Here is a 12,298-nt window from a genome sequence, read left to right on the forward strand (position 1 = left end):
TTTAGTCCTCTTCATCTTAAAGAGATAATTTTGCGTCGCAAATTAAAACCCTATAAAGTGTGACCAGTGTCATATGAAAGCGGAGACCTAAACGGATTTTGTTACCTAGATCATAAAACTTATTTCACTATATAAAATAACTGTTTTTTTCAGTATACTCATTTCAATTAAATAAAATTGAATCTCAATTAGGTGTTCTTTCGAGGCTTATCCGAGACAAATTGAGTGTCAGACTAAAAGCGAGCGACAAAAAACATATTGTCAATGCAATCAAAGAGTTTAGTCCTACACTAGGTATAAAGTTATTGATAAGTTTTCACTAGACAAGTGCTGTTGCAAGCACACAGAAGGCCTATGAACTGTTTTACGAATTAGAAGCACATAACATCAAACATTTTTATCAGGAGATGCAATCATGTATGCATTAACGAACTGTACCGTATATACCGGTAGTGACATCTTATACAACCACGCTGTCGTCATAGAAAACGACCGCATTAAAACCGTTTGCTTAGAGCAAGATGTCGATCAAAGCATCGAACGAATTGATCTTAACGGTGCCAACTTAAGCCCTGGCTTTATTGATGTGCAGTTAAACGGTTGTGGTGGTGTGATGCTCAATGACGCAATCTCTCCTGAAACGCTACAAACCATGCACAACGCAAACCTAAAATCTGGATGCACAAGCTTTTTGCCGACCCTGATTACCTCTTCAGATGAAAATATGCGCTCTGCTATTGAAGCTCAAAAACAATTTCAAGAGCAAAATGCCCATCAATCTTTAGGTTTGCACCTAGAAGGCCCATACCTAAACGTTGCTCGAAAAGGCATTCATACCGAATCTTTCATTCGCCAATCTGACGATGAGATGATTGATTTTATCTGCCAGCATGCTGATATGGTGGTCAAAGTAACCTTAGCGCCTGAGCAAAATAATCCAGAGCACATCACGCGCCTAACTGAAGCTGGCATTGTAGTCTCTATCGGACACACAGCAGCAACCTATCAACAAGCAAGAGATAGCTTTGAGCACGGTATTACCTTTGCCACTCACCTATTTAATGCAATGACGCCAGTTACGGTTCGTGAACCGGGCGTTGTCGGCGCTATTTTTGATACTCCGGATGTATACGCAGGCATTATTGTTGATGGACACCACGTCAACTACGCTAATATTCGCATGGCGAAAAAACTGAAAGGTGACAAATTAGTTTTGGTGACTGATGCCACAGCACCTGCTGGCGCGGAGATGGACCAATTTAATTTTGTAGGCAACACAGTGTATGTTCGTGACGGCATGTGTGTTGGCGCAGATGGCACTTTAGGTGGCTCGGCTCTAACTATGATTGAAGCGGTTGAGAACTGTGTGAAGCACGCTGGATTCGCTTTAGATGAAACTTTACGTATGGCAACGCTATATCCTGCTAGAGCAATTGGCCTAGATCATAAGCTAGGACGTATAAAAACTGGTATGATAGCAAACCTTACAATTTTTAATCGCAACTTTGACGTTGAAGGGACCGTAGTAAACGGTCAATTTACAAAAGGATAGTTATGACTGGCGGACAAATTGGCAACGTTGACCTTGTAAAACAGCTGAATAGTGCAGCTGTTTATCGTCTAATCGACCAACAAGGGCCTATTTCTCGAATTCAGATCGCCGAATTGAGCCATTTAGCACCAGCAAGTGTTACTAAGATCACTCGACAATTATTAGAGTATAACTTCGTACAAGAAGTTGCCCAGCAAGCCTCTACAGGTGGCAGGCGGGCGATCTCATTAACCACTCAGGTGACTCAATTTCATTCTATCGCGGTTCGAGTTGGTAGGGATTACATTCAATTGTCCTTGCATGATTTGAGTGGTGAGGTTCTGACCAAAGCAGAATCTTCCATTCAATACAGCAACCAAGAGCAATTAGTTGGTCAACTTATTGATAAGATAAAACTATTCAAGGCAAGCCTTGAAGGTTCCGACTACAACCTAATTGCTATCGGTGTCACTTTGCCCGGCCTAGTAAACCCTGATGAAGGTGAAGTGCAGTACATGCCGAACACCAAAATCGACCACCTACCTTTAGGTAAAATTCTACAAGAGCAGTTCCAACTCGAATGCTTTGTCGGTAATGACATTCGCGCCATGGCACTGGCAGAATATTACTTTGGCGCTACGCGCGATTGTATGGACTCAGTACTGATCAGTGTGCACCGAGGTACTGGCTCCGGTATTATGGCAGGCGGACAAGTCTTCCTAGGTTCAAATCGAAATGTCGGAGAAATTGGGCATATTCAAATTGATCCGCTCGGCGAGCAATGTCAGTGTGGCAACTTTGGTTGTTTAGAAACTGTTGCTGCCAACCCAGCCATCATCAAAGGTGTTAAAACTCGCCTAGCAAGAGGCTATAATTCTACCCTCTCTGATGAACCGAACATTACGATAAAAACCATTTGTGATCATGCACTTCTTGGCGATGCACTGGCTACACAGAGCATTGTTCGTGTTGGTGTTCAACTGGGTAAAGCCATTGCAATTGTAATAAACCTATTTAATCCGCAAAAAATCGTTTTAGCAGGTGATATTACGGCAGCAAAAGAGTTATTATTCCCTGCAATTCAAAGGAATGTGAACAGCCAATCGTTAACAGCGTTTCATAAAGACCTACCTATTGTTTCATCTGAACTCGATCAGTTCCCAACTATGGGTGCTTTTGCAATGGTAAAACGTGCGATGTTAAACGGTATGTTGCTACAAAAATTAATGGATTCAGCACACTAGCTATTCAGCAGACTCGTTTGCGGTTGGGCGGTTGCTGACCCTCAACCACTTCGAGACTGCATAAAATGGACATAATGCTCATCTGTGGCGCTTTTTTAGCTGGATTTATCGCCCAAAGATGTAACCTTCCCCCTTTAGTCGGCTTTTTACTGGCCGGTTTTGCCCTCAATGCCTTTGGTTTTGAAAGCAACAACGCTATCAGCGAAATCGCTGATCTCGGCGTCACCCTACTGCTATTTACTATCGGTTTGAAACTGGACGTCAAAGTTCTGCTCTCTAAAGAGATTTGGGGAGGTGCTACGCTACACAATGTTGCCTCAACCGCTTTCTTTAGCTTATGTCTATTTGGACTGCAAGCGATTGGTGTAAGCCTGTTTGCCGACATGCCCTTTTCTCAACTGGTCATTTTAGGCTTTGCACTGTCATTCTCTAGTACCGTATTTGCCATAAAAGCACTACAAGACAACGGCGAAATCAACTCCACCTACGGAACTATGGCGATTGGTATCTTAGTCATGCAAGATATTTTTGCGGTGGCCTTTCTTACTGTATCAACGGGGAAGACCCCTGAATGGTATGCCATTTTCTTATTTGCTCTGCCTTTGGTTCGCCCGCTATTTTACAAAGTATTAGATAAAGTCGGACACGGTGAGTTACTGGTTTTATGTGGCATCTTTTTTGCGCTAGTGGTTGGCGCAGGGTTATTCGAGCTCGTCGGTGTTAAAGGCGATTTAGGTGCATTGATACTTGGTATGTTGCTAGCCGGTCACTCAAAGGCATCAGAGCTATCTAAGTCTTTGTTTAATTTAAAAGAAATGTTTTTAGTTTGTTTCTTCTTAAACATAGGTCTTTCTGAACAACCGACCATGGCTGGGTTAATCCTCGCCCTAGTATTCATGCTACTGCTACCGGCGAAAGGGCTTTTATACTACGTCATCTTAGACAGATTCAAATTTCGCATTCGCACCTCACTACTCACCTCTTTAACTCTATTTAACTACAGTGAATTTGGCTTGATTGTTGGCGGACTGGCTTATAAAGAAGGTTGGATTTCTGGAGACATCATGGTTTCTATCGCACTTGCAGTTTCTATCTCCTTTGTTTTAGCCGCACCGTTAAACCGCTTTAGTAATAGTATTTATCGCCGCAGCGCGACTTGGCTTAAAGAACACAGTGATAGCAAGATTCATATTCGAGATCAGGCTATCAACATCGGACAATCACAAATCTTAGTGCTCGGGATGGGGCGTATAGGAACTGGCGCCTATGATGAACTCAGCGAACGCCATGGTGATATCTGTCTTGGCATAGAAATACGCAATGACACATCCGAGCATCACGCAAAACATCAACGAAACATTCTCTGTGGTGACGTGACAGATTCCGATTTTTGGGAAAAAGTGCAGAATTTAGAACAAATTAAGTTGATATTACTCGCTATTCCAAACAATAAAGGTAACCGCTACGCGTTAGAACAATTAAGGCTAAGGGGTTATACGGGCAAAATAGCGGCGATTGCGGAATATCAAGATCAGGTGGATCAATTCATAGAGTTAGGGGCAGATGCTGCGTTTAATATCTATCGAGAAGCAGGCAGTGGTTTTGCTCGTCATGTATGTGACACTTTATCGCCTCAATTTGCATCTAAAAATAATTTGAAACAGTGATACCGACTACGAAAAGTATGCAACATAACACGGAAATTATGCTCGATAGCAAAGTAATATGTTTAATAAGTCATTATTATATAATAAAAAATTACAATACAACCATCGAACATAGTAACTGTTAGGATGATAAGCTACTGGTATTGGATACTTCAAATACCTAGCTTTCCTTATTGGCTTAGAGCTTAGTTTTCTACACTTTAAAGATGAACTAAGCTCTAGTCGTAATATCATTATCGAGAACACATGGACAAAGTGACCGGCACTCTCTCAAACTTGCAACAAGTTCAATTTCAGAACTTTATCACAAGCTACAATCGTAAACAGTTAAGAATATGGCTACCTATTATTGCCCTATGTTTATTTTCATTTGGACTAGTTATGCCGTTGTGGAGCCCGAAAAGTGCTCTACTTGATTCTGCAACCGATATACAACACTTTCGTGATTACCTGCTACTGTTCGGCCCGTTCACCTGCTTGTTAATTTGGTTTTTTGTACCTCGCCTGCCATCTAACAACAGCTACAATATACTGTATCTGTTTTTAACCACATGCGTGCTGACCATTTTCCATGCGGCATTAATTAGCCATTCGTACACCCTTGCGCCTATTTCCGTCATTATGATCACCGCTTTAGTGAAAGTCACCATACTCAAAAGTCGCGAGATCGCCATTATTTACGGCAGTAGTATTGTCTGCGGCTGTGCCTTTGTCATGTGGCATCAAGAGCGCACTGATATCCTGAGTGTACATTTACTGATTTCAAACTTAATCATCATTACTTGGTTGCTCTACTTAGGCAAAGATCACTATTCATCTCAAACTCTTACCTTTATACACAATCAACAGCAAAGTAAGGCAAAAAAACAAATCACCTTGCAATTAATGGAGCTAGAAGCACAAAAAGTACAACTTAAAGTGTTACTTGGACGAGATACTCTAACCGGTTTGTATAATCGTCGTTACTTTGATCAACAGCTTATCGAAGAAATTCAGCGTGCTACTCGCGCTCAATCACCACTAGGGTTACTGGTCATAGACATCGATCATTTTAAAATGGTCAATGACACACTAGGCCATCAAATCGGTGATAAATACTTAAAGAAAATCGCTATTGCCCTAAATCAAACCTGCCGCCGAGAAATAGATACCGTAGCTCGATTTGGCGGAGAAGAGTTTGTTATTCTGTTACCTAACACTGACACCAAGGGCTTGACCCTTCTTTGCAACAGGTTGCTGCAAGCGGTGGCTGAACTCAATATCCCCCACCCTAGCCAACCTAAATTGAGTATCAGCATTGGTGGTTGCCAATTTGATGAAACCACAATGAATAGTGCCCAATTTTTTGAAAATGCCGACCAAGCGTTATATCAAGTGAAAACTTCTGGACGTAACAACTTTATGATCCATACTAGTTAACTGGTCTTTTTTGCACCATTAATTAGAAACTATTTGCCAAATAATCACATTAATTAAACGCTATCTAATCAAGAGTGGCTTTTACTATCTAAATGTCGATTTGTGGGTTGATTTTTTTACAAACAATGGCAAATTGAACTTATATAAAGTGAATTTTTTTAAGGAAGAATTATGTGCTCGGTATTTGGTATCCTCGACATAAAAAGTGATGCGGACAAGCTACGTCCAGTGGCGTTAGAAATGTCGAAGAAACTTCGTCACCGCGGACCAGACTGGTCTGGTATTTACTCATCAGAAAAAGCCATTTTGGCACACGAGCGTTTAGCTATCGTTGGTCTTAACAGCGGTGCACAGCCTCTCTATAGCCCAGATAAAAAATTAGTGCTGGCAGTAAATGGTGAGATTTACAACCATAAAGAAATCCGAGCTCGTTATGAAGGAAAGTACGAGTTTCAAACTGATTCAGATTGTGAAGTCATCCTAGCCCTATACCAAGACATGGGTGCTGACCTGCTAGAAGAACTGAACGGCATCTTTGCTTTTGTTCTTTATGATGAAGAAAAAGACACTTATCTTATCGGCCGTGACCATATCGGTATTATTCCGCTATACCAAGGTCATGATGAGCACGGTAACTTCTATGTGGCTTCAGAAATGAAAGCGCTAGTCCCAGTATGTAAAACCGTGAGCGAATTCCCTCCTGGTAGCTACCTTGAATCAGGCGCAGCAGAAGCCACTCGCTACTACATCCGTGACTGGAATGAATATGCTGCAGTACAAGGTAACTCCACCAGCAAAGAAGAGCTGACAGAGGCTTTAGAAGCAGCGGTTAAACGTCAATTAATGACAGACGTACCTTACGGTGTATTGCTTTCTGGCGGTTTAGACTCATCTATCACATCAGCAGTGGCAAAACGTTTTGCAGCCATGCGTGTGGAAGATGACAGCCAATCAGAAGCATGGTGGCCACAGCTACACTCATTTGCAGTGGGCCTAGAAGGCGCACCTGATCTGAAAGCCGCTCGTGAAGTTGCAGATCAAATTGGCACTGTTCACCATGAAATGACCTACACCATTCAAGAAGGTCTAGACGCTATTCGTGACGTGATTTATCACATTGAAACCTACGATGTCACTACTATCCGTGCTTCTACGCCTATGTTCTTAATGGGCCGTAAAATCAAAGCGATGGGTATTAAAATGGTACTGTCTGGTGAAGGTGCTGATGAAATATTTGGTGGCTACTTGTACTTCCATAAAGCGCCAAATGCTCAAGAATTCCATGAAGAAACAGTACGTAAACTACTTGCATTGAACATGTTTGACTGTGCTCGTGCCAACAAATCTTTGGCAGCATGGGGCGTAGAAGGTCGCGTACCTTTCCTAGACAAAGAGTTTATTGACGTAGCAATGCGCTTAAACCCTAAAGATAAAATGTGTGGCAACGGTAAGATGGAAAAACACATCTTGCGTGAGTGTTTCGAACATTACCTGCCAGAAGCTATTGCTTGGCGTCAAAAAGAGCAATTCTCTGACGGCGTTGGCTACAGCTGGATTGATACACTACGTGAAGTGGCTGAAGCTAAAATTACCGATAAGCAAATGGAAACCGCAAGCTTCCGTTTCCCGTACAACACGCCGACGACTAAAGAAGGCTATGTGTATCGTGAAATTTTTGAAGAACTATTCCCTCTTCCATCGGCGGCTGAATGTGTTCCTGGTGGTCCATCGGTGGCTTGTTCATCAGCAAAAGCGATTGAGTGGGATGAATCATTCAAAAACAATGCCGATCCTTCAGGTCGCGCTGTGAAATCAATCCATAACGAAGCCTATTAATTCTGGCTGAACACAGACACAATTAAATGTAAAAGGGGCGCTAACATTAGCGCCCCTTTTTAATGCCTGTCTCGGCTGTTGTCTTGTATGGAAGTCGGTTTACAGATTAAGATCGGTATTATCAACTTTTACCGCAACTTGTTTATTGATCATAGTAATCAATAGTATCGAGCGAGTTTCACCGTCTGCCTCATGATAAATCGCATCAATTCCTGAAAATTGACCTGAGATAATTTCAATCTTGTCTCCAGCATTTGGCGCACTATATTGCACCACATCTGAGACTTCTTCTTGCTGTTTTAAGGTATAGACAAGATCGCCTTGCAGCTCAGTTGGGTACGCCCCAGTACGGATAAAATCAGCCACACCACGAGTTGAGCGCACTGTGGTAAATGAAGGACCTTGCTCATAATCAAAGCGTACAAACATGTAGCTTGGGAACAAAGGCTCTACCTTTTGTTGGCGTTTACCGCGCACTAATTTTTCTGTTACCAGCTTTGGGTAGTACACCTCTACACCTTGGTTTTCCAGGTGCGCTTGAGCACGCTGCTGATCACCACGCTTACAATACAACAAATACCAACGTTTCATGATCGTTACCTCAAAACCTAAATACTGTTCTGCACCGATACTTGGTGGTCGCAGATTACGGTATTTATATTATCAGTTCGTTCAGAAAGTTAAAAATAAACCAAGCGTAAGTGCTCACTAACCACGCAATATTTGTTCGTTAACTAAGCTCGCCATTAAATCTATGTGGGCATCATCGTCATTTAAACAAGCAACGTAGTTAAATTGTTCACCCCCTGCATCCTTAAATATCTGGCAACACTCTTCTGAGATTTCTTCTAATGTCTCTAAGCAATCAACCGAAAATGCTGGAGCCATGATGGTTAAATTTTTAATCCCTTTGTTAGGCAAAGCTTGCAGTGTTTTATCCGTATAAGGTTGTAACCACTCTTCACGGCCAAAACGCGATTGATAGGTCATGCCAATCTTACTGGAATCTAACTGCAGTTCTTTGGCGAGCAAATCCGTTGTCGCTTGGCAATGCAGCGGATAGATATCGCCATTGTCAGCGTAACGCTTAGGAATGCCGTGATACGAACAAAGTAGGTACTCACTTTGCCCTTGCTGTTGCCAAGCACTGCGAACCGAATCGGCTAACGCTTTTATGTATAAAGGATGATCGTGATAGTCGCCGATGACAGTAAAAGAAGGCACTACGGTCATCTGCTTAAAAGCTTTGCCCAGACCATCTACCACTGCCGCTGTTGTTGTCGCAGAATATTGAGGATATAAAGGAAGTACGATAACTTTTTCGACGCCTTGTTTTATTAAAGACTGCATGCCGTCAAGTAGACTTGGATTGCCATAGGTCATACCCAACTCAACCGGAATATTCAGCTTTTGCTTGAGTTTATCGGCTTGTCTAGTGGAGTACACCATCAAAGGTGAACCCTCATCCATCCATACACTCTGATAGAGTTTAGCGACTTTAGGCGCCCGTATTGGCAGTATCACACCATGCAGTAAAGGACACCACAACCAGCGGGTCATATCGACCACTCGCTTATCATGTAAAAATTGACTTAAGAAGCGCTTTACCGCTTTGGGCGTTGCTTGGTCTGGTGTTCCTAGATTAACTAATAACACACCTGCTTTAGGTTGATGTTCCATAAGATCCTGATATTTAAACAATAAAAAGGACGACCAGAGGTCGTCCTTATAGTATCTAAATTTGCGTATCAATAAGCAATAATTAAGATAGTGCTTTTTCGATGTCAGCGCTCACTTCTGCAACTTGCTTAGTACCATCAAATTTAAGGTACTGAGTTTTGCCAGCTTCTGCTTCTTTACCGTAGTATTGAACAAGTGGTGCAGTTTGAGAATGGTATACACCTAAACGAGCACGAACGGTTTCTTCTTTGTCGTCATCACGAACAACTAGCGCTTCACCTGTTACGTCATCTTTGCCTTCTTCTTTAGGCGGATTAAAAGTAACGTGGTAAGTACGACCTGATGGAAGGTGAGCACGACGGCCCGCCATACGCTCAACGATCACATCGTCAGCAACATCAAATTCGATAACGTAATCAACAGCAACACCCATTTCTTTTAGGCCGTCAGCCTGTGGAATAGTGCGTGGGAAGCCATCAAGTAGGAAGCCTTTTTCACAATCATCTTGTGCAATACGCTCATTGATAAGACCAAGAATGATGTCATCAGACACCAATTGGCCAGCATCAATAACATCTTTAGCTTTTTTGCCTAGCTCAGTGCCCGCTTTGATAGCAGCACGTAGCATGTCACCAGTAGAAATTTGTGGGATACCGTATTTTTCCATGATGAACTGAGCCTGAGTACCTTTACCAGCACCAGGAGCACCCAAAAGAATGATGCGCATTGTTTTTCCTCTTTAATGTTCTTCTTTTATACCGAAGCTCACAAACTTAAAGCAACCAGTAACTAACTGATTTTAATGAAAGTTTCGGTATAACTCTGTTTTTAATAACGATTGAGCCCAGAATATTATCACAATTCTGAGCTCAATGTTTAGCTTTGAGTTTATTGACCCTATTGCTTATTTAACCAATAGTTTGTTCACGGCACTCAAGAACTGGCTTGGATCCTCTAAAGAACCGCGTTCAGCAAGCATTGCTTGACCTAATAACAGCTCAACCCAACGACCAAATTCGATGTCATCAGCAGTGTCTGCCATTTGTGTTACTAAATCATGCTCTGGGTTAAGTTCCAGAATGTACTTCACTTCAGGAGCGGCTTGACCCGCAGCTTCTAGAAGTTTCGCCATCTGTGTACCCATTTCCATATCGTCAGTGACCACAACGGCTGGAGTATTGGCCAGTTTAAAGGTAGTGCGAACTTCTTTCACACGATCGCCAAGGTACTCTTTAGTACGCTCAACAACAGATTTAAACTCTTCTTCTGTTTCTTTGTGTTTTTCTTTTTCTTGCTCATCTTCAAACTGGCTTAAATCTAGACCGGCTTTAGTGATGGATTGGAACTGTTTGCCATCAAACTCAGTGAGGTAGTTCATTAGCCATTCATCGATGCGATCGTACATCAATACAACCTCAATGCCTTTTGCTTTAAATTGCTCAAGGTGTGGGCTGTTTTTCGCTGCCGCATAGCTATCAGCCGTTAGATAATAAATCTTATCTTGGCCTTCTTTCATCCGTTCAACGTAGCTTGCAAGGCTCACTGACTGCTCACTGCTTTCCACTTCCGTTGAAGCAAAGCGCAATAGACCGGCTACTTTTTCTTTATTAGCGAAATCTTCAGCAGGACCTTCTTTTAGCACTAAGCCAAACTCTTTCCAGAACGACAGGTATTTTTCATCGTCTTTCTTAGCCAGTTTTTCTAGCATAGTGAGCACGCGTTTTGTACACGCACTGCGTAGCGACTGGGTCACTTTATTGTCTTGTAGAATTTCACGTGACACGTTCAATGGCAGATCGTTTGAATCAATCAAGCCTTTTACAAAGCGCAGGTAAGACGGCATAAACTGCTCGGCGTCATCCATGATGAATACGCGCTGAACATACAGTTTTAAACCGCTCTTATGATCACGATTCATCATATCCCAAGGGGCTTTCGCTGGGACGTATAGCAAACTAGTGTAGTCGTTCTTACCTTCTACTTTATTGTGTCCCCACAATAGAGGATCAGCAAAATCGTTAGAAATATGTTTGTAAAACTCAGTGTACTCTTCATCTTTTATTTCAGACTTAGCACGCGTCCATAGTGCTTGCGCTTTGTTGATCTGCTCCCACTTAGTTTCGCCAGTTTCTTTGCCTTCGTCGTCAGTCACTTTAGTCAGGATAGAAACAGGAATACCAATATGGTCAGAGTACTTGCTGATAACATCACGTAAACGCCACTCAGATAAGAACTCTTTGCCTTCTTCACGCATGTGCAAAATGATTTCTGTACCACGAGACTCTTTAGTGATGTCTTCGATGGTGTAATCACCCTCACCCGCAGAATGCCACTGCACACCTTGATCTGCTGTAAGACCTGCAGCGCGAGTGCGCACGGTTACCGCATCTGCCACGATAAATGCCGAATAAAAACCAACACCGAATTGGCCGATGAGTTGAGAATCTTTTGATTGGTCTTCTGATAGCTTAGAGAAAAACTCTGCAGTGCCGGATTTAGCAATGGTACCTAAATGTTCGATTACGTCGTCACGGCTCATACCAATACCGTTGTCCGATACTGTGATGGTGTTGGTCTTCTCATCAAAAGAGAGTTTAACGCCTAGGTCGGCTTCACCTTGATACAAATCAGGCTGAGATAAAGCCTGAAAACGAAGCTTATCGGATGCATCGGATGCATTTGAAATCAGCTCACGCAGGAAAATTTCTTTGTTTGAATAAAGTGAGTGAATCATAAGGTGCAGAAGTTGTTTAACTTCAGATTGAAAACCTCGTGTTTCTTTATTCGCTGACACAGTTTCGCTCATTTTAACTCCATGGGTTTTATGTTACTCATATACGCACCAAGGCGCACATGCCTTTATGTGATACCTATGAAGAATAAATAAGGGTCATAAGTGCAATTTCAAGGTCGATTGCGAC

9 protein-coding genes are annotated in these 12,298 nt (G+C 42.3%); 5 read left to right on the forward strand and 4 right to left on the reverse strand.

What is annotated here, in order from left to right; genetic code table 11:
- The first annotated feature begins 415 nt into the window (after positions 1-415).
- From nagA to asnB, 5 genes are all read left to right on the forward strand, one after another.
- Complete coding sequence (gene nagA / locus QV280_RS09040; protein ID WP_152819618.1) at positions 416-1,552, forward strand: N-acetylglucosamine-6-phosphate deacetylase; 1,137 nt, start codon at positions 416-418, stop codon at positions 1,550-1,552.
- A 2-nt stretch (positions 1,553-1,554) separates the two neighbouring features.
- The gene (gene nagC, locus QV280_RS09045) at positions 1,555-2,775 is read left to right on the forward strand and encodes a DNA-binding transcriptional regulator NagC (protein WP_152819617.1); all 1,221 of its coding nucleotides are present in this window, start codon (positions 1,555-1,557) and stop codon (positions 2,773-2,775) included.
- A gap of 65 nt (positions 2,776-2,840) precedes the next feature.
- Positions 2,841-4,442 carry a cation:proton antiporter family protein gene (locus QV280_RS09050; protein WP_172972776.1) on the forward strand — a complete coding sequence of 534 codons (1,602 nt, stop codon included), beginning with the start codon at positions 2,841-2,843 and terminating at the stop codon, positions 4,440-4,442.
- A gap of 246 nt (positions 4,443-4,688) precedes the next feature.
- Complete coding sequence (locus QV280_RS09055; protein WP_152819616.1) at positions 4,689-5,861, forward strand: GGDEF domain-containing protein; 1,173 nt, start codon at positions 4,689-4,691, stop codon at positions 5,859-5,861.
- Positions 5,862-6,032: 171 nt separating this feature from the next.
- Positions 6,033-7,697: an asparagine synthase B gene (gene asnB, locus QV280_RS09060; RefSeq protein WP_023403446.1), complete on the forward strand. Its 1,665-nt coding sequence runs from the start codon at positions 6,033-6,035 to the stop codon at positions 7,695-7,697.
- A gap of 99 nt (positions 7,698-7,796) precedes the next feature.
- Here the strand turns inward: asnB and rfaH are convergent, their stop codons facing one another.
- From rfaH to htpG, 4 genes are all read right to left on the reverse strand, one after another.
- Positions 7,797-8,288, reverse strand: a complete 492-nt coding sequence (gene rfaH, locus QV280_RS09065; RefSeq protein WP_152819615.1) for a transcription/translation regulatory transformer protein RfaH — start codon at positions 8,286-8,288, stop codon at positions 7,797-7,799.
- Positions 8,289-8,405: 117 nt separating this feature from the next.
- Complete coding sequence (gene hemH, locus QV280_RS09070; RefSeq protein ID WP_152819614.1) at positions 8,406-9,377, reverse strand: ferrochelatase; 972 nt, start codon at positions 9,375-9,377, stop codon at positions 8,406-8,408.
- Positions 9,378-9,459: 82 nt separating this feature from the next.
- Positions 9,460-10,104 carry an adenylate kinase gene (gene adk, locus QV280_RS09075; RefSeq protein ID WP_023403443.1) on the reverse strand — a complete coding sequence of 215 codons (645 nt, stop codon included), beginning with the start codon at positions 10,102-10,104 and terminating at the stop codon, positions 9,460-9,462.
- A 177-nt stretch (positions 10,105-10,281) separates the two neighbouring features.
- Complete coding sequence (gene htpG, locus QV280_RS09080; protein ID WP_152819613.1) at positions 10,282-12,183, reverse strand: molecular chaperone HtpG; 1,902 nt, start codon at positions 12,181-12,183, stop codon at positions 10,282-10,284.
- Positions 12,184-12,298: the final 115 nt, after the last annotated feature.

The organism is Vibrio sp. B1Z05 (assembly GCF_052955985.1).